At 65.9% G+C, this 18,781-nt stretch carries 15 protein-coding genes; 5 read left to right on the top strand and 10 right to left on the bottom strand.

Annotated features, from left to right (window positions below):
- Positions 1 to 177 precede the first annotated feature (177 nt).
- Genes QZ634_RS20695 through QZ634_RS20685 form a run of 3 tightly spaced genes read left to right on the top strand, consistent with a single transcriptional unit; the run spans position 178 to position 2,505 of the window.
- Entirely contained in the window at positions 178 to 951 is a 774-nt protein-coding gene (locus tag QZ634_RS20695) for an ABC transporter substrate-binding protein (RefSeq protein WP_291991372.1), read from the top strand.
- Between the two features lie 18 nt (positions 952 to 969).
- Positions 970 to 1,728 (top strand): amino acid ABC transporter permease, encoded by a 759-nt coding sequence (locus QZ634_RS20690; protein ID WP_043563183.1) that lies wholly within the window; start codon positions 970 to 972, stop codon positions 1,726 to 1,728.
- Between the two features lie 12 nt (positions 1,729 to 1,740).
- On the top strand, positions 1,741 to 2,505 hold the full coding sequence (locus QZ634_RS20685) for an amino acid ABC transporter ATP-binding protein (protein ID WP_291866359.1): 765 nt from the start codon (positions 1,741 to 1,743) through the stop codon (positions 2,503 to 2,505).
- Between the two features lie 26 nt (positions 2,506 to 2,531).
- On the opposite strand, the gene QZ634_RS20680 is transcribed toward QZ634_RS20685, so the two are convergent.
- The gene (locus QZ634_RS20680; RefSeq protein WP_291991371.1) at positions 2,532 to 3,446 is read right to left on the bottom strand and encodes a DMT family transporter; all 915 of its coding nucleotides are present in this window, start codon (positions 3,444 to 3,446) and stop codon (positions 2,532 to 2,534) included.
- A 133-nt stretch (positions 3,447 to 3,579) separates the two neighbouring features.
- Complete coding sequence (locus QZ634_RS20675; protein ID WP_291991370.1) at positions 3,580 to 4,059, bottom strand: hypothetical protein; 480 nt, start codon at positions 4,057 to 4,059, stop codon at positions 3,580 to 3,582.
- Positions 4,060 to 4,271: 212 nt separating this feature from the next.
- Here QZ634_RS20675 and rlmD point away from each other — a divergent pair, with 212 nt between their 5' ends.
- The gene (rlmD, locus tag QZ634_RS20670) at positions 4,272 to 5,579 is read left to right on the top strand and encodes a 23S rRNA (uracil(1939)-C(5))-methyltransferase RlmD (RefSeq protein ID WP_291991369.1); all 1,308 of its coding nucleotides are present in this window, start codon (positions 4,272 to 4,274) and stop codon (positions 5,577 to 5,579) included.
- Positions 5,580 to 5,645: 66 nt separating this feature from the next.
- On the opposite strand, the gene QZ634_RS20665 is transcribed toward rlmD, so the two are convergent.
- The 7 genes from QZ634_RS20665 to QZ634_RS20635 form a co-directional block, all read right to left on the bottom strand.
- Positions 5,646 to 6,608, bottom strand: a complete 963-nt coding sequence (locus QZ634_RS20665) for a DUF2950 domain-containing protein (protein ID WP_291991368.1) — start codon at positions 6,606 to 6,608, stop codon at positions 5,646 to 5,648.
- 34 nt (positions 6,609 to 6,642) lie between these two features.
- Positions 6,643 to 7,953, bottom strand: a complete 1,311-nt coding sequence (locus tag QZ634_RS20660) for a DUF3300 domain-containing protein (protein WP_291991367.1) — start codon at positions 7,951 to 7,953, stop codon at positions 6,643 to 6,645.
- Positions 7,954 to 8,172: 219 nt separating this feature from the next.
- Entirely contained in the window at positions 8,173 to 11,241 is a 3,069-nt protein-coding gene (locus QZ634_RS20655; RefSeq protein WP_291991366.1) for an efflux RND transporter permease subunit, read from the bottom strand.
- Positions 11,238 to 12,485, bottom strand: a complete 1,248-nt coding sequence (locus QZ634_RS20650; RefSeq protein ID WP_291991365.1) for an efflux RND transporter periplasmic adaptor subunit — start codon at positions 12,483 to 12,485, stop codon at positions 11,238 to 11,240. The genes QZ634_RS20655 and QZ634_RS20650 overlap by 4 nt, the downstream gene beginning before the upstream one ends.
- Before the next feature lie 18 nt (positions 12,486 to 12,503).
- The gene (locus tag QZ634_RS20645) at positions 12,504 to 12,635 is read right to left on the bottom strand and encodes a hypothetical protein (RefSeq protein WP_291991364.1); all 132 of its coding nucleotides are present in this window, start codon (positions 12,633 to 12,635) and stop codon (positions 12,504 to 12,506) included.
- A 157-nt stretch (positions 12,636 to 12,792) separates the two neighbouring features.
- The gene (ppc, locus tag QZ634_RS20640; RefSeq protein WP_291991363.1) at positions 12,793 to 15,573 is read right to left on the bottom strand and encodes a phosphoenolpyruvate carboxylase; all 2,781 of its coding nucleotides are present in this window, start codon (positions 15,571 to 15,573) and stop codon (positions 12,793 to 12,795) included.
- Between the two features lie 76 nt (positions 15,574 to 15,649).
- Complete coding sequence (locus tag QZ634_RS20635; protein WP_291991362.1) at positions 15,650 to 16,588, bottom strand: pyridoxal-phosphate dependent enzyme; 939 nt, start codon at positions 16,586 to 16,588, stop codon at positions 15,650 to 15,652.
- Between the two features lie 283 nt (positions 16,589 to 16,871).
- On the opposite strand from QZ634_RS20635, the gene QZ634_RS20630 reads away from it, so the two are divergent.
- Complete coding sequence (locus QZ634_RS20630; RefSeq protein WP_291991361.1) at positions 16,872 to 17,315, top strand: cache domain-containing protein; 444 nt, start codon at positions 16,872 to 16,874, stop codon at positions 17,313 to 17,315.
- Positions 17,316 to 17,489: 174 nt separating this feature from the next.
- On the opposite strand, the gene ppk2 is transcribed toward QZ634_RS20630, so the two are convergent.
- Entirely contained in the window at positions 17,490 to 18,293 is an 804-nt protein-coding gene (gene ppk2, locus QZ634_RS20625) for a polyphosphate kinase 2 (protein ID WP_043563348.1), read from the bottom strand.
- Between the last annotated feature and the right edge of the window lie 488 nt (positions 18,294 to 18,781).

Below are 18,781 nucleotides of genomic sequence, written 5' to 3'. Positions count from 1 at the left end.
GATTGCTTCGCTGCGCTCGCAATGACGGGCTGGCCGCCGCGCGCTGTAGTTGCTCTCTTTTGCCGCTGTTTGTTGTACTCTGTGCTCCGTTTTCACCGCCATGGCCGGGCTCACACGGTACGGCGGCGATGGCGAAGCCTTGTTTCGGGCGTCCGATCTTTATCGACAGGAGGTGTCATGCGATTTCTAGCCAGGTTGTTGAGTGTCGTTATTCCGCTAACGCTGCTGATTGGAGGTGCGGCGAACGCGCGTGAATGGAAAGCGATCCAGGAGTCGGGGACGATCAAGGCGGCCACCGAGGGTGCCTTCCAGCCGTTCAATTACTACGAAGGTTCGACGCTTACCGGTTTCGAAGTCGAGCTCGCCGAGGTCATCGCCAAGAAGCTGGGCCTCAAGCTGGAATGGAGCGTGGTGCCTTTCGATGCCCAGATTGCGGCGCTCAAGCAGGATCGTTTCGACTTCGCGATTGCCTCGCATGGCTTTACGGAAGAGCGGGCGAAGTCGGTCGATTTCGCCAATCCGCACTACTGCACCGGTGGCCAGATCGCCGCGCACAAGGGCGGCCCGCTGACCGTTGCCGCGCTGAACGGCAAGTCCGTCGGCGTGCAACTGGCGACCACCTACGCGGGTGCCGCGCAGAAGATCAAGGGCATCAAGGCCATCAAGACCTACAAGGGTGACCCGGAGGCTTTCTCGGCGCTGCGCGCAAAGAAGGTCGATGCCTGGATCTCCGACAAGTTCACCGTCAAGGGCACGCTCGACAAGAACCCCGACGCGGGTATCGTTGGCGGCGAGCTGGTCTTCGTCGAGAAGGTTTCGATGATCATGCCCAAGGGCAACAAGGAACTTGCCGAGAAACTCAACCACGCGCTGGCCGAGGTGATGAAGGACGGCAGCTACCAGGCGTTGTCGCAGAAATACTTCAAGGAAGACGTTTCCTGCCGCCCCTGAGTAGGTGACTGAGGCAGCATGAACTGGACCAGGAACAACCCCGGATGGACGATGTTCGGCGCGATGATCGGGCTGCTCGCCTTTCTCTGGGGGATGGCCATCCCGCTCTCGGCAATGCCGGCGCCGGTCGGCCCGGCGGCGCAGCAGTTCGCCGACGGGGCGCGGATCACCGTCTGGCTGACGCTGATTGCCGGCTCCGTCGGGGTGGTCATCGGCGTCCTGGCCGGGCTCGGCAAGGTGTCGAAGTTCTGGCCACTGCGCGTGCTCTGCGACGCCTACGTGTGGCTGATACGCGGTACGCCGCTCCTGCTGCAGATTCTTTTTGTCTGGCTGGCGGCGCCCGAGCTGATGCCCGAGGGCGTCATCCTTTCCGACTTTGCCTGTGCGGCGATCGCCCTGTCGCTGAATATCGGCGCCTATAACACCGAATGCGTGCGCGCCGGCATCCTCGCCGTTCCGCATGGCCAGGTGGAAGCGGCGCGTGCCCTAGGGCTGAGCCCGTTGCAGACCTTCATGGACGTCGTCCTGCCGCAGAGCATGCGCGTCGCACTGCCGGCACTGGCCAACAACCTGGCGTCGCTGGTCAAGGATTCGTCGCTGGCCTATGCGATCAGCGTCGTCGAGCTGACCATGATCGGCTACCGGGTGCAGGCGCAGAGCTATCAGCCGATTCCGGTATTCCTGACCATCGGTGCCATCTATCTGATCCTGACCACCGCTTTCACGACGCTCACCGCCGCTCTCGAAGCCAGGCTCGACGTCGGACAGAAGCGCTAGGGGGCGCAGCGCATGAACACAGCAGCCGCCGAGGCAAGTCTGCGACCGATCATCGAGGCGCGGGCGATCGGCAAGCGTTTCGGTTCCTTCGTCGCGCTGAAGGACGTTTCGGCCACTTTCTACGAGGGGCAGGTGACGGCCATCGTCGGGCCGTCCGGTTCCGGGAAGTCGACCTTCCTGCGCACGCTCAATCGCCTCGAAGCGCATGATTCGGGCGAGATCGTCATCGACGGCATCGTCCTCAACGACAACGTGAAGAATCTCGACGCCATTCGTCGCGAGGTCGGGATGGTCTTCCAGAGCTTCAATCTCTTCTCGCACCTGAGCATCCTGCGCAACGTCGCCCTGGCGCCGATGCGCGTGCGCAAGATGAGCAGGGCCGACGCCGAGGCCAAGGCGCACAAGCTGCTCGAGCGCGTTGGCCTCGCCAACCAGGCGGACAAGTACCCGGTGCAGCTATCCGGCGGCCAGCAACAACGGGTGGCCATCGCGCGGGCGCTGGCCATGGACCCCAAGGTGCTCCTGTTCGACGAGCCGACCTCGGCGCTGGACCCGGAAATGGTCAATGAAGTGCTGGCCGTGATGCGCGAGCTGGCGCACAGCGGCATCACCATGCTGGCGGTGACGCACGAAATGGGTTTCGCGCGCGAAGTTGCCGATCGGCTGATTTTTTTCGACGAAGGCGTGATTCTCGAAGACACGACCCCGGAGAACTTCTTCTCCAATCCGGACCACGCGCGCGCGCAGGCCTTTCTGTCGCAGGTTCGCCGCGGCTGAGGCGCAGCAGCCCGGTTGGCTGCCCCCTATGGTGCGCGTCGCGCGGCCAGCGCCTGTCTGCCGGCCGCAGCCAGGGGCGCGATCTGCACCGCGACGATGCACACCAGAATCAGCACGCATCCGGCGATGCCTTCGGCGTTCAGCCGATCGCCCATGAGCAGGAAGCCGAACATGGCCGCGAAAACGGTCTCTGCCGAGAGGATGATCGCCGCGTCGGCGGGCTGTGCATAGCGTTGCGCGACGACCTGCGTGGTGTAGCCGATGCCCACCGATACCAGTCCCGCGTAGGCGATCGGCAGCGCTGCCAGCGCCAGGCCGTCGAGGGTGAGCGTCTCGGTGAGCGCGGCCGACAGCAGACTGAGCAGCCCGCAGACCAGGAACTGCCCGCAGGCGATCAGAAACGGCGCATGCAGGCGCTCGGCGATGCGCCCGACGAAAATCACATGCAGCGCCCAGAAGACGCTACTGGCCATCACCCACAGGTCGCCGACGACGAGGTCGACGCTCTGCGCGCCGGAGAGCAGCCAGGTGCCGGCGAGGCAGCCGAGCGACGTCGGCCACACCGACCAGTGTGCCGGTGTGTGCAGCAGCAGCCAGCAGAGCAGCGGCACCAGCGGCACGTACAGTGCGGTGAGAAAGCCGGCGTTGGTCACCGTCGTGCTGGTGATGCCGATCTGCTGAAAAGCGGCGCCGAGCATCAGCAGCACGCCCAGGGCGCCAATGCCGAGCGCATCGCGGGGCAAGGGCTGCGCCTGACGCACGGCGAGCAGGCGCCACTCGCGCCAGGCGAGCGGGGCGACCACGGCGGTGCCGAGCAGGAAGCGGATGCCGGTGAAGGTCAGCGGCCCGACACCGACCATGCCCGCAGCCTGAGCGACAAACGCCGAACCCCAGATCAGGGCGACGGCGAGTAGCAGGAGATTGGCCTGGGCGCGTGTCACGGCGATCGCCTCCGCAAAAAGCCGGCGAGTGTAGCCGAAATCGCGCCAGCTGTGGCTGCGCGCGTCTGTCCATGCCTCGCTTGGCGTCGTTCAGGCGGCGCTGACCGTTTCCGCGCCAAGCCTGCGCCGGTGCCTACAGACCGAGGGTTATCGCGCTCAGCCGGTCGCCGCCTTCGCCGAGAATCTCGTCGAAGCGCTTGGCGTAGGGCTGGCACTCCTCGACGTCGTCGAGGATCTGTCGACAGCGGGCATGATCGCGGTGGAAGCGGACCAGCGCGTGTTTGCCGTCGGCAATCAGCAAGGAGTCGGTGAGTGCTTCGAGATGGGGCGGCGCGTGGATGATGGTCAGCACTGGCGCATGCACGCCGAGCAGGGCCATCAGGCGCGGGCTGTAGCGCCGGACGAATTCCGCTTTCTTGACGACGATGGTCAGTTGCTTGCTGGCCTGCTCGCAACTCAGCAGGCGACTCAGCGCGGCGATTCGCTCCGGCCGTTCGAGTTTGAGGGGTGACAGATCTTCGTCGAAGATCAGGAGTCGGCTTGGCGACCGTTCGAGGATTTCCTGAACCGCGCTATCGTGCTCGGCCCAGTGGGTGATCAGGCGACTGCTCATCAGGAGAACTCCGCGTACGTGTGGCGAATCTTCCGGGGAATTTCCTGGCGAAGATAGCAGGCCTGGCCCGGGGTCGGCAAGTCTGAAGCGTGCCGCCGCGCGTTGTCGCGGCTTGTCGGCTGGGCGCATCGGGCGGGGCCGCGAAAGTCACGCCGCCCGGATAAGTCATTTCCATTGCGGTAGAATCGCCCGTTCTTTTGCGGATGGACACGATGCCCACAGGAGTCATTGATTCGCTGGACCACGAGGGGCGCGGGCTGATCGTGGTCGACGGCAAGACGGTCTTCATCGACGGCGCCCTGCCGGGGGAGCGCGTCGACTATGCCGTCTACCGCCGCAAGCCGACCTATGAGCAGGCGCGGACCTTGCGTGTCCTCGAGCCGTCGTCGGATCGCGTGCCGCCACGCTGTCCGCATTTCGGCGTTTGCGGTGGGTGCAGCATGCAGCATCTCGATAGCGCTGCGCAGGTGGCCGCCAAGCAGCGCTTGTTCGAGGACACCCTGCGCCATCTTGGCGAGATCAGGGCCGAGCAACTGTACGCGCCGATTCATGGTCCGGCGTGGGGGTATCGCTATCGCGCCCGCCTCTCGGTTCGCTTCGTGGCCAAGAAAGACGCCGTGCTGGTCGGCTTTCGCGAGCGCAAGGGCAGCTACGTTGCCGACATGGGACAGTGCGAGATTCTCCCGCCACACCTGTCGGCGCTGTTGTTGCCGCTGCGCGAGTTGATCGGCGGACTTTCGATCCGCGATCGCCTGCCGCAAATCGAGGTGGCCGTCGGCGAGCGAGTGACGGCTCTCGTGTTGCGCGTTCTCGAAGCGCCGAGTGGCGATGACGAGATCCGGCTGCGCGACTTTGCCGACCGCCACGCGCTCGTCTTCTATCTGCAGCCGCAGGGGCCGGCGACCGCCTACCGCTTTCATCCGCCGGAGGGGCCGCCGCTTTCCTACCTGCTGCCCGACTTCGGCGTCGAGCATTTCTTCTCGCCAACCGAGTTCACGCAGGTCAATCACGCGATAAATCGCGTGCTCGTGCGGCGCGCGATGACTCTCCTCGAGCCACAGGCGGGCGAGCGCATCGGCGACATGTTCTGCGGCCTGGGCAACTTCACCCTGGCCATTGCGCGTTCGGGCGCGCAGGTTCTCGGGGTCGAGGGCAGCGCCGAACTCGTCGCCCGTGCGGCCGAGAATGCGGCCGCGAACGGCCTCGACGGACGCGTCGAGTACCGTGTCGCCAACCTGTTCGCAGCGGCCGCCGAGAGCGTCGCTGCCTTCGGCCGGCTGGACAAGATGCTCATCGATCCGCCGCGCGATGGCGCGCTGGAACTGGTCAAGTCGCTGTCCGCCGACGGCCCGCGCCGGATCGTCTACATCTCGTGCAGCCCGCCGAGCCTGGCACGCGACGCGGCGATCCTGGTCAGGCAGCAGGGCTACCGCCTGCGCGGCGCGGGCGTGGTCAACATGTTCCCCAACACCTCGCACGTCGAGTCGATCGCCCTATTCGAGCGCCCGCCAGCCGGTTGAGGGACCGGAAGCGGCCGCCAGGCCCCCGGCAGGCATGACGATCGCCGTCATGCCTGCCGCCGGCGTCTAGTGCACCATCGTCCAGCTGGTGTCGGGATTGAAGCTGCGCATCGCCCTTGCCGAACTCGCCGTGCCCTTGCCGAGATCCTTCTGATAGACGATTCCATTGTGATTGACGATGAAAGTCATCACCCCCGAGGCACCGTACTTGGCAGGATAGGCGACGACGGCGAAGCCGCCGATCATCTTGTCGCCAACGAGGTAGCTGTATCCGCCATCCGGTGAGTTGCTGCCTTCTGCAGTAAGCATGCGATAGAGATAACCATGATAGGGCCTCGGCTCGTGGCGCCTGGCTTTCGACTGCTTGACGGCATAACCTTCGCCGGTGGCCTCCGCGATCAGCTCCCCCAGGGGACTCGGTGGCTGGCCCTCGGCGACGGGCCAGTAAAGGCCATCTCGTTGACCTGTGGTCGACACGATCCGGCGTGCGTAGTCGTTGACTCCGTTGCCGTCGGGATCGTCGTTGGCATAGTCACGCTGCGCATCGACGATCGCCAGCAGGGTCTGGACGGTATCCAGCTCGTTACGACCGATGCGCCGGTTGGTGATCTCCTCGCGTCCGGCTTCGGCGTCGAACGCCCAGCCGCCTCCCTGGCGCACCAGTGGTGCCGGGAAAGGCCAGTCGCTGTCCCCGACGAGCAGCACTGCCTTGCCATCGGCCTCGGCGCTGATGCTGTGTTTCTGATCGTATTCGGCCAGGAATCGCTTCCAGTCTTCCCGGTCGGCCACGTCGTCGCCGCTGAACAGCCAACTGCCGGCGTTCGGGCCGACGACCGCCAGCAGCGCTTTCGGGTCCCCGCTGCGTACCGCTTCAGCGAGCGCCAGGGCGGCGTCGTCAGGCGTTGCAAAAGCGCTGTGGACCACGTGCGCGGCCGGTTTCGCGGCTGCCGTGGCGAGGACGGCAGGGGCGGTGGCGACCAACACGGCGACCGCGAGCGTCGTGAGCGTGTGCTTGAGTACTTTCATCATCTTCTTCTCCGCAGAAAGGGGTGGGCAGGGCTGTTCAGCGACCACGTCCGCCACCTCCACCTCCACCGCGATGTCCGCCCCCGCCGCCTGCGCGGCCGCCTCCGCTGCTCGCATGGCTCATCTGAGAGCGGCTGCTCTGGCCGCGCTGGCTGGCTTCGCGCGTTGAGCGGCCGTTGCCGGCACCCGAGAAGCCGCTCCCCCTGGCGCTGCTCGTCGCGTTTCTGCGTGCGCTACCGCCGTCCATGCGGTTGCCTGCCGACGCCCTGGCGCCCCCGCCGGCCATGCGGTCGCTGGCCGTTGCCCTTCCACCACCGACGCCATCGGGTCTGTCGCGCGTCCCCGCCTGAGCGCCACGGTCGGCGTTCTGCACGCGATCATTGAGCTGGCTGCGATCCATGCCCTTGAGTTCCGAGCGCCCGCTTTCGGCGCGGCCACGGAAATTGTCCCGTGCCTGGGCGGCAGAGGCGTTGCCGCCGCGATTGTACTGGCGCGCCACGTTCTGATCGCGGTAGGCGACGCCGCGACGGTGCTGGACGTTGTGATTCCAGTTGTTGTTGCTGATGTTCGTGCGGTTGAACGAGTTGTAGCGATTGACGTTGACGTTGACCGAACTGCGGCCCCAACCCCAGTTGCAGGCTCCCCAGATCGCTGCGCCGACGAGAACGCCGGTGGCAAACACCAGGCCGGGACGATAGACGTAGGCCGGCGGATAGACGTAATACGGCGGTGTCGGATACCACCAGCTACCGTAGACCACGCTCGGGTTGTAGGTGGGTACGTAGATCACCTCCGGCTTTGGCGACTCGACGACATAGATCGTCTGACTGCCCTGCGTCTGCGTCTTGACCACCTGCTGTTCGGTCGTCTTGAGATTGCCGGTGGCATCGGCCTTGGCGCGCAGTGACTGCACGGTGTCCATCACCGCCTGCTGCTGGGCCAGGAAGGCGTCGCCCAGCTTTTGCGTCCAGCTGAGGTTTTCGTTCATCTGCTTGAGCACTTCGGGCACCGAAGTCAGCGACTTGACCGCTGGATCCCATTGCTGCCTGACCATTGCGTCTTCCAGCGCCTTGCCGGTGACCTTGGGGTTGGCCTTTGCCCAGCGGGCCGCTTCGACCACCTCCAGCGGATAGGTCGAGGCCATGAGGACTTGCGCGAGCAGCGCATCCGGATAGAGCGCAATCGGTGCCAGCAGCCGGTCAAGGTCTTCCTGCGAGAAGGTCTGCTGTGCCGGACTGGCTGACGCCGCCTGCGCCGGCGCCGCCGGCGCTTGCTGCGCCAGCGTCGGCGACACCGCAAACACGAGTGCGGTGAGCAGCGCGCAGGATCGGGAGGTTTTTTCGTTCATCAAGCATCCTCGGATTGAAAACAGCGATTTACCAGCGAAGCGACAAGGGTCGGGCACAACGGCGCCCGGGCCCGATAGCGCCGAGCAGGGGGCAACTACCGTCGCAGCATATCTGCTGCGAGCGGGGCTTGCCAAGTCGACCGGTCAGGATTGCCGCGCTGAACAACGACCAGACGCGGGCCGAGCGGGAGCAAGCGCATGCGGCGCTCGCGAAGCGGATCACCGATTCGCCCGTTGCAGGCGTCGTCCAACCCGCTTCAGCAACAGCAGCAGATCATCGACGTAGGTGAATACCACCGGAATCACCAGCAGACTCAACACCGTCGAAGTCAGCAGCCCGCCGATCACGGCGATGGCCATCGGCGAGCGAAAGCTCGGCTCCGCTCCAATCCCCAGGGCGATCGGCGTCATGCCGGCGACCATGGCGATGGTGGTCATCAGGATCGGTTTGGCGCGTTTGTGGCAGGCGTCGATCAGGGCTTCGTAGCGGGCCATGCCGTGCTCGCGCCGGGCCATTACCGCGTACTCGACGAGCAGGATCGAGTTCTTGGTGACGATGCCCATCAGCATCAGGAGGCCTATCACCGACGGCATCGAGAAGCTGTTGTGGGTGACCAGCAGGGCGAAGAAGGCGCCGCCGACCGAGAGCGGCAGCGCAGCGAGGATGGTCGCCGGTTGCAGGAAGTCGTGAAAGAGCAGCACCAGGACGACGTAGATGCACAGCACGCCGATCAGCATCGCCGAGCCGAAACTGCCGAACAGTTCGGCCATGCGCTCGGCGTCGCCCGACGGCGGGCGGCTGATTCCCGGCGGCAGGCCCTTCAACGCCGGCAGTTCGTTGGCTTCGGCGACGACCGCGCCGAGGTCGCGGCTACCGAGTTCTACGTCGATGGTCACGTTGCGCTGGCGGTCGAGGCGGTCGATCTGCGCCGGGCCGCTGCCCATGCGGATGTCGGCCACGGTGTCGAGTGGCACGGCGCCCTTGTTGGCCGGTACGCGCAACTGACGAACGGCGTCGAGGTCGTGGCGCAGGGCCTCGTCGAGGCGGACGCGGATCGGGATCTGGCGCTGCGCAAGGTTGAGCTTGGGCAGGTTGGCGTCGTAATCGCCGGCGGTGGCGATGCGGATGACGCCGGCCATGGCGGCGGCGGTGACGCCGAGGTCGGCGGCGCGGGCGAAGTCCGGCGTGATGTGGATTTCGGGACGCTGCAGGCTGGCGCCGGAAGTGACGTTGCCGATGCCCTTGAGCGTGCGCAGTTCGGAGGTGATCGACTGGCTGGCGAGGCGCAGCGCTTCCGGGTCCTCGCCGGCGAGCACCAGCTTGAGGTTTTCGCCGGTCTGGCCGGCGCCGACCGATATCCGGGCGCCGGGAAGGACGGCCATGCGCTTGCGAATCTCGGCTTCGACGGCGCTCTGCTTGGCGCGCTCGTGGCGCGAGACCAGGCTGACGTTCAGCGTCGCCTTGCGCACGTCGCTGCTGGCGCTGCCCGCGAACGGGCCGTCGTTGCCGCCCGAGCTGCGGCCGATGGCGCTGAAGACGCGCGTCACCTCGGGCATTTGTTCGAGCAGACGGCGCGCTTGGGCGGCGATGGCCAGCGTTTCGTCGAGCGTGCTGCCCGGCTGCAGTTCGATGCTCACCTTGGTCTGCGCGCGATCAGCGGCCGGGACGAAGCCGGTCGGCAGCAGCGGCAGCAGCGCCAGCGAGCCGACGAAGAAGACGATCGCCGCCAATGCCGTCGTCTTGCGGTGATGCAGGCACCAGCTGGCCGAGGCGAGGAAACGGGTCATCAGGCGACTGTCGGCTTCCTGTGCGCCGTGTGGCTTGAGGAAGTAGGCGGCCATCATCGGCGTCAGCAGGCGGGCGACGAGCAGTGAGGCAAGCACCGAGACCGCCGCGGTGATCCCGAACTGCTTGAAGAACTTGCCCGGCACACCGCCCATGAAGGCGGTCGGCAGGAAGACGGCGACCAGCGTGAAGGTGGTGGCGATGACCGCCAGGCCGATCTCGTCGGCAGCCTCGGTGGCCGCCTCGACCGGCGTCTTGCCCATGCGCAGGTGGCGGACGATGTTCTCGATCTCGACGATCGCGTCGTCGACCAGGATGCCGACGACCAGCGCCAGGGCCAGCAGGGTCAGCGTGTTGAGGCTGAAGTCGAAGAAGTACATCGCGGCGAAGGTGGGGATGATCGACAGCGGCAGCGCCGCCGCCGAGACCAGCGTCGCACGCCAGTCGCGCAGAAACCACCAGACGACCAGAATGGCCAGGAAGGCGCCTTCGTAGAGCAGTTCCATCGAGCCGTCGAAGTTGTCCTGCACCGGCGCGACGGTGTTGAAGGCCTCCTCGATGAGCACTTGCGGGTGCTTCGCCTGCAGCTGCGCGACCGCCTTGCGTACCGCATTGGCGACGGCCACTTCACTGGCGCCCCGGATGCGCGTGACTTCGAAGCTGACCACCGGCTGGCCGTCGAGCAGGGTGATGCTGCTGCGCTCGGCAACCCCATCGCGGACCCTGGCCACGTCGCCGAGGCGGACGCTGCGCCCGCCGGCGAGCGGAATCTCGAGCGCGGCGATGTCGGCAACGCTGCCGACTGCGGCCAGCGTGCGTACCGACTGGATGCCGCTGCCGATGTCGCCGCGGCCACCGGAGGCGTCCTGCTGCACCTGCCGCAGCAGGTTCGAGACGTCGCCGGCGGTGACGCCCAGCGCGGCCAGGCGGGCGCTGTCCAGATCGACCTGCACTTCGCGGTTGACACCGCCGATGCGGGCGACCTTGCCGACGCCCTTGACCGCCAGCATGGCCTTGGCGACATCGTTATCGACGAACCACGACAGCGCCTCTTCGTCCAGGCGCGCGGAGCGCAGTGCGTAGGTGAGGATGGCACTGCCCGAAGTGGTGACCTTGGAGACGACCGGGTCGCGCATCGCCGCCGGCAGGTCGGCGCGCACCGTATCGATCGCGTTGCGCACCTCGTTGAGCGCCACCTCGGCGTTCTTGTCGATGTTGAAAGCGACCTTGATCGACGCCGAGCCATCGGTCAGCGTCGTGGTGATGTGCTCGATGCCGCCGAGCGAGGCGACCTGGTCCTCGATCTTGCGCGCCACTTCGGTTTCCATCTGTGCCGGCGCGACACCCTCGTAGGTGGCGGCGATGGTGATCGTCGGCAGTTCGATGTCCGGGAAATTCTGGATGCCCAGTGAGCGGAAGCTGCTGATGCCCAGGAAAGTCAGCAGTGCAAAAAGCAGCAGCGCCGGAACGGGGTTGCGGATCGACCACGCGGAAAAGTTCATTTCGCCGCCTGTGCCGGCCCTGCGCCCCGCGCGTCCACACGCGCTTCTGCGTTCCCCGCGGCCGGCGCTGCCGCTTCGATGCGCACCGCGTCGCCATCGTTCAGGAAGGCGCCGCCACTGACGACGATGCGCGCGTCGGCCGGCAGCGGGGCGAGGATTTCGACGTCGCCGTCCTGACGGCGACCCGTGTCGACCTTTATCTGGCGCACGATGTCCTGCGCGCCGACCTGGAAAACATAGCTGTGCCCGTCGCGCAGAATCACCGCCGACGATGGCAGCACACTGGCCGTCGTGCTGCCGGTGAGGATCTCGCCGCTGGCAAACATTCCTGCGCGGGCGACACTGTCGGTGGGCAGGTCGACGTAGACCAGTGCCTTGCGCGTGGCGGCGTCGAGCGTGGGCGCCAGCATGCGTATGCGGCCGTCGAGCTGCGTGCCATCGGCCAGGCGCAGTTGGGCCTTCTGCCCCGGCGCGAGGCGTGCCAGCTGCTCGGCAGACACTTCGGCGCGCCACTCGAGGCGATTGCCGCGGAGCATGCGAAACAGCTCGTTGCCGGCTTGCACGACACTGCCCAGCGTTGCGCTGCGACTGCTGATCACGCCGTCGTCAGGAGCGACGATGCGCGTCTGCGCGAGGCGGACGCGTTCGCTCCTGAGCGCTGCCGCGGCTGCGGCGACGGACGCTTTTGCGCTCTGTTCGGCGCTCAGATACTGGTTGATCAGCTGCTCGGACATCGCGCCGCTGCCCTTGACCCGGCGCGCGCGGTCGCCATTCGCCGTCGCTTCGGCGACGGCGGCCCTGGCCTTGGCGAGGTTCGCCTCCTGCTGAGCGAGGCTGGCTTCGACGCTGTCGCGCGAGAGTTCGGCGAGCAACTGGCCAGCGCGAACGACGCTGCCGACATCCGCTGCGAGCTTGACGACGCGCAGGCCGCTGGTCTCGGCGGCGATCACGGCTTCCTGCCACGGGAAGATGCCGCCGCTGACGCTGAGCTGCTGCGACCAGGTCGCCTGTTGCGGGTGTACGGTGCTCACCGCCAGCGCGGTACGTCTTGGCGGAGGCGTCGGGGTGGCCGCTTTGGCGTCGCTGCTCCTGGAGCCGTCGGCGCCGCGAGACGCGAAATGGAAGGCCGCGAAAGCGCCGCCGAGCACGAGTACGGCGGCGATCACGATGAGAACCAGGCGAATCCTGGCGCTGGAGGCGGCGAGGGTCGGGGAGGGGGAGGGGGTGGGGGTCGGGGTGGGCATCGGTGAGAGGATCGGTTTTCAGGGAGGCTGGCGTTGGGCGGGTGCGCTGCGGTCGTTGGCAAAGGCCGTGTGCCGCGGCAAGGGCTCGTGCCGGTTGCTTGGCGTCCTGGCGCGCTGCTGGCCGGTCGGGCCGCTGTCAAGCTCGGACATCGATGGCGTTCGTGGAGCTCAGGCTGACATTATCGCCACTGCCAGGTTAACTGCCGTCGCCGTTTGCAAAGACAGGTAAAGACGCGGCGGCGAAGCATCTCCGTTGCGCGGAGCGGAGCGCGTGCAAGGTCGCGCCACCGCCCACCGCTGCGCTGGCTCAGCCGCTGTTGCGCAGCCCGGCGGCGATACCGTTGATGGTGATCAGGCTGCCGCGCTTGAGGCGGATGTCGTCGTCGCCGGCGCGCAGTCGGTGCAGGAGCTCGACCTGCAGGTGGTTGAGCAGGTCGATGTACGGAAAGCGGTTACGCATCGAGCGTTGCAGCAGCGGGTTGTCGGCGAGCAGTTCGTCCTGGCCGTTGATGGCCAGCAGTGCTTCGCGCGTGGCCTGCCATTCTTCGCTGATGCGCGCGAAGATGCTGCTGCGCAATTCGGCATCGCTGACCAGCTCGGCGTAGCGCGAGGCGATGGCCAGGTCGGACTTGGCGAGCACCATGTCCATGTTCGACAGCAGGGTGCGGAAGAAGGGCCAGTCGCGGTGCATCTCCTGGAGCAGTGGCAGGGCGTCGGGGCGTTGCGCGCGCCAGCGCTTGACGGCACTGCCGAAGCCGTACCAGCCGGGCAGCATCAGCCGGCATTGCGCCCAGGAGAAGACCCAGGGAATCGCGCGCAGGTCTTCGATTCGGTCGGATGCGGTGCGCGCGGCCGGCCGGCTGCCGATGTTCAGCGTCGCGATTTCGAGGATCGGCGTCGATTCGCGGAAGTAGCGGGTGAAGCCGGGAGTTTCGTAAACGAGCTGGCGGTAGGCCTGGAAGGCCAGTGTCGACAGCTCGTCCATGGCCTGATGGAAAGCGGCGGTCGGCAGGTCGTCGCGGTCGATGCCGAGCAGGGTTTCTTCGAGCGTCGCGGCGGCGAGAATTTCGAGGTTGCGGCGGCCGACTTCCGGGTTGGCGTACTTCGAGGCGATCACTTCGCCCTGCTCGGTAATCCGTATCTGGCCGGCGACGGCTCCCGGCGGTTGCGCCAGGATGGCGTCGTAGCTCGGTCCGCCACCACGCCCGACGCTGCCGCCACGGCCGTGGAACAGGCGCAGGCGGATGGCGTGCTCGGCGAAAGTCGCGGTCAGGCCGATTTCGGCCTTGTACAGTTCCCAGCCGGAGGTTAGAAAGCCGCCGTCCTTGTTGCTGTCGGAGTAGCCGAGCATCACTTCGTGTTCGTCGCCGCGCGCGGCGAGCAGCGCGCGGTAGGCGGGCAGTGCGAAGAGTTGTTGCATCACCGCCGGTGCGCGCTGCAGGTCGTCAATGGTTTCAAACAGGGGGATGATGTTCAGTGCCAGTTGCGGCGCTTCTCCGGGCACCAGCAGGCCGGCTTCCTTGAGCAGCAGGGCGACTTCGAGGAGATCGGAGACGCCGTCGGTTTTCGAGATGATGCAGTTCGGCAAGGCGGTGGCGCCGTAGCGCTGGCGCAGCTCGCGAGCGGCGAAGAAGATCGCCAGTTCGCCCCGCGTTTCGGGCGAGTAGTCGATGTACGGCGAGTAGAGCGGCCGCGGGCTGGCAATTTCATCGCTCAGCAGGGCGATCCGTGCCGGCTCGTCGAGAGCGGAGTAGTCGGTGCAGCGCTGTGTCCGCGCCAGCAGTTCGCCGACTGTGCGCGCGTGCACCTCGGAATTCTGGCGCAGATCGATCGGTGCGAGATGAAAGCCGAAGACGCCGATGGCCCGCACCAGGTTGCGCAGGCGGCCAGCGGCGATCAGCTCGGCGCCGTTGGCGATCAGCGAATCGACCAATACCTGCAGGTCGGCAACGATCTCTTCGGGTGTTGCGTAGGCGTCGGCGACACCGACGGCGTGCTCCGGCGATTCGTGCTGGTCGAGCGTGCTGGAGGTTGCTGCCAGGCGCGCGTAGATGCCCGTCAGCGCCCGCCGGTAGGGCTCGTCGAGGCGCTGCGGCGCGCTATCCGGAGAAGCTTCGGCGAGCGCTGCGAGGGCCTCGGAGACATCGACCAGGGTATGCGACAGCGGCAGCTCGCGACCGAGCGCGTGGATTTCGCCGAGATAGAAGTCGAAAGCGGCGATCGACTGCCGGCGCACGCTTTCACGCAGCACTTCGGCGGTGACGAAGGGGTTGCCGTCGCGGTCGCCACCGATCCATGAGCCGACGCGGAAAAAGTTGGGCAGTGCCCAGCGCTGGCCGGGGAAGGCCTGCCTGAGCTGATCTTCGAACTGGCAGTAGAGGCGGGGCAGCTCGACGAAAAAAGTCTCGTCGAAATAGCTGATCCCGTTCTTCACCTCGTCGATCACCGCCAGGCGCGTCGAACGCACCATGCGCGTCCGCCACAGCGTCAGCACGGCACGGCGCAGCGCGACCTCGTTGTCGGCGAGCTCGCCCGGCGTCAGGCGTTGCCGGTCGCGGTCGTCGAGCAGGCCCCTGACCTCGTGTTGACAGAAGAGGATGCTCTTGCGACTGACTTCGGTCGGATGCGCGGTGAGCACCGGCGAAATCAACGCCTGTTCGAGGCAGGCGCGCAGCCCTTCGCCGCTGACGCCGGCGGCTTGCAGCCGCGTCAGCGCCAGTTCCAGGCTGCCGTCGCGTGCCGGCGAGCCGATCATCTCGTGCGCTCGGCGGCGGCGGACGTGGTGCTCGTCCTCGGCGATGTTGGCGAGATGCAGGAAATAGGTGAACGAGCGGATGACGGCCAGCATCGTGTCGCGTGGCAGTTCGGCGAGGATTTTCTCCAGCTCGGCGCGGGCGCCTTCGTCGAGATCGCGAGCGAAGCGCACCGAGTTCTGGCGGATACGTTCGACGACATCGAAGACTTCGCCACCCTCCTGCTGACCGACCGTGTCGCCGAGAATTCGGCCGAGCAGCCGGATGTCCTCGCGCAGGGGAAGGTCCTTGTCGGTTTCGGTGGCGGTCGTATCCATTGAATCCAGCAAACTCATGTGTTGATGCTCTTCGGTTGAGGAGGACGGTCGGGGGAAGGCCGGCGGCCCTGCCCGAACAGGCCGCAGCAGGCGATTATAGGTCTTCCTGCTCCTCAGCTGCGTTCGCCGACCATTCCCGGATCTGATCGATGGTCGCCGTCGCGCCGCCGCAGACGATGAATGCCACTCTGGCAAAGCCGGCAAGTGCTGGCGAGCCTGCATAAGCCAGCGCCAGGCCGGCGCCACAAGCTGGCTCGACGAGCAGCCGGTGGTCGGCGAGAAAGCGCTCGCAGGCGTCGAGCGCAGCGCGGTCGGAGACGACGACGCTGTGGATCGGGTGCTCTGTCGACCATTGAAACGCGCGCTCGCAAACGCGCTTGGCGCCGAGAGACGTGGCGACGCTGCGGATGGCTTCGAGTTCGACCCTTTGACCGGCCAGTAGCGAGCGATTGAACGACGCCGCGCCGGCGGTCTCGACGGCGATCACCGGGACCCGCCCGAGACCGTTGCGATGCAGGCCTTCGATGACCCCGCAGAGCAGGCCGCCGCCGCCAACCGAGAGGACCACGGCATCGGGAGCGGGCATCGAGCGCGCAAGCTCGTCGACCATGGTGGCATGGCCGTGCCACAGCAGGGGGTCGTCGAAGGGGTGGAGAAAGGCGTCCGATTCCTCGATCATCGACAGCGCCAGGACATTGGCTTCGTGCCAGGAGGCGCCGTGGACGATGATCTCGGCAGCCTCCTGCCGTAGGAGCTCCCTGGCTCTTGCGGAAGTGGTTTCCGGCACCACCACGGTGACAGGGGTCGCCAGGCGGCGGCCCGCATAGGCAACCGCCAATCCGGCATTGCCGCCGGATGAGGACACGAAGCGCCGCGCGCCTCGTCGGCTGTACTCCTCGCAGGCAGCACCGATGCCGCGAATCTTGAACGATCCGGGTGGCTGCAGCGCTTCCAGCTTGAGCCACACGGAACAATGGCCGGCGCTGCTCAGCGAGCGCGATTCGATGAGCGGTGTTTCGATGTGCAGTGGCATTCTGGTACTGGCTCTCCGGGGTGACCAGCGGCCGATGATAAGCAGCCGCTGCGGCATTGGGCAAGAACGCATGCCGGCCCGCTTATTCGACTTCCCGACTCCCCTCTCCGTGGGTCGGGTGCCGGCTGCGCAGCGGGCAGGCGCGCTGCGCTCAGCCAATTTTTGGCATCCTTCGGTGCTATTTGATCTACCATGCTCCGTGAGTGGCTTTGCCCCTCACCCGTGCTACTTTCGCAAGTCGTTGTTGTTGTTTGATAACTTGAACTTGATAAGGAGAGTCTCGATGCTACGTCAATTAGCCATAGCCTCAGCAGTTGCAGTCTTCTCATCCGCTGGTACCGCATGGGCAGCAGAATACGGTACTCCCGCCGAAGCCAAGGCCATGCTCCAAAAAGCGGTCGCCGCGGTGAATGCCGACAAGGCTCAGGCGCTCGCGATGTTTACCAAGGGCGAGGGCGGTTTCAAGGACCGGGACCTTTACCCCTATTGCGGAGGGCCTGACGGAAACTTCACCGCCCATCCGTCCCTTGTCGGCAAGAGCCTGAAAGACCTCAAGGACAAGGCCGGCAAGCCGTTGGGCGTCGAGGTCTACGCTGCCGCCAAGGATGGCGTGATCGTCGAGGTTTCGTACATGTGGCCACGTCCCGGCCAGACTGATCCGGTGAACAAGGTGGTCTACGTGACCAAGGTCGGCGACCAGGTCTGCGCGGTCGGCTATTACAAGTAAGTTCCGCGAAGCCAGACCGGGGACTCGCTGCCGAAGGGCTGGCGCCGCGACCGGTGTGACGATAAAAAACCCCGCCGCAGCGGGGTTTTTTTGCAAGTGCCCTGCCGCTTACCGGCGGCGGGCCGGCTGCAGGCAATCCTCAGGGGCTTGGTCAGGATGCCCGACCTGAGGACGTCAATACACTTCGGGAATGAAGGTCTGATCCGACATCGGCGGCCGTACGTAGCCAATTTCTTCCTGTCGGGGCGGCAGGACGATTGGCTCGGGGGTGAGATCCTCGTAGTCGATCATGTTCAGAAGGTGCGTGATCACGTTCAGGCGGGCGCGCTTCTTGTCGTCGCCATCGACGACGTACCAGGGCGCCTGCTTGATGTCGGTGTGCGCGAACATATTGTCCTTGGCGCGCGAGTACTCGACCCAGCGCGCGCGCGATTGCAGGTCCATCGGGCTGAGCTTCCAGTGCTTTTCCGGATGGAAAATGCGTTTCTGGAAACGGCGCTCCTGCTCTTCGTTGCTGACCGAGAACCAGTACTTGATGAGGATGATGCCGCTGCGCACGAGCATACGTTCGAACTCCGGGCAGCTGCGCAGAAACTCGCGGTATTCCTCGTCGGTGCAGAAACCCATCACCCGTTCGACGCCGGCCCGGTTGTACCAGCTGCGGTCGAAGAGCACCATTTCGCCGCCGGCGGGAAGGTGCTGCACGTAGCGCTGGAAATACCACTGGCCGGTTTCCCGGTCGGTGGGCGCCGGCAGAGCGGCGACGCGGGTGACCCGTGGGCTGAGGCTTTCGGTGATGCGCTTGATCGTACCGCCCTTGCCGGCGGCGTCGCGTCCTTCGAACAGGACGACGACTTTCAGCTTCTTGAACTTGATCCATTCCTGCAGCTTGACGAGTTCGACCTGCAGTTTCGCCAGGGCTTTCTCGTAGTGCTTCGTCTTCAGCGGCGTCTTGCGCGCGCTCTTGACACTTTCCACTTCCTTGGTCGCCGCAGTGGCTGGCTCTGGCTTCTGCGCGGCGGGTTTTGCTTTGGCCGTCTTCACTGCTTTCTCCTCCTTAACCCTTGCCGGCGCCTTCTTGGCTTCTTCTTTTTTGACGGGCACTTTCGCCGCTGGCTTTGCTGCGGCCTTGGCCGGGGGGCTTGCCGGAGGCGCGGCCTGTTCCACGGTCACGCCTTCGGTGTCGGCTGGATCGCTCGCGGGTACGACCTCTGCTTGCTCGGTATTGACTTCACTCATTGATGCCTCCTTGGTGTGGCTAAAAAGCGGATAGGGGTTGAAAGCGTTTCCTGGCAAGGTCGCGGCAGTTTATGGAAATGTTGTATTCCCTTGCTGGTGACGCTGTAACCGGACAATGTCGGGCGGCGGCAATGGCTGCTTCCACTGCGTGCCGCATGGTGTGGGTGAGCGGATCAAGGCTCCGGGTACGAACGCGACGCCGGGAGACCGCGCCGAGTGCCGATGCC

The sequence above is a fragment of the Candidatus Accumulibacter sp. ACC007 genome (genome assembly GCF_907163205.1).
GTDB lineage: Bacteria > Pseudomonadota > Gammaproteobacteria > Burkholderiales > Rhodocyclaceae > Accumulibacter > Accumulibacter regalis.
The sequence above is the reverse complement of the archived record's forward strand: the minus strand, read 5'-3'. Positions and strand labels throughout refer to the sequence as shown.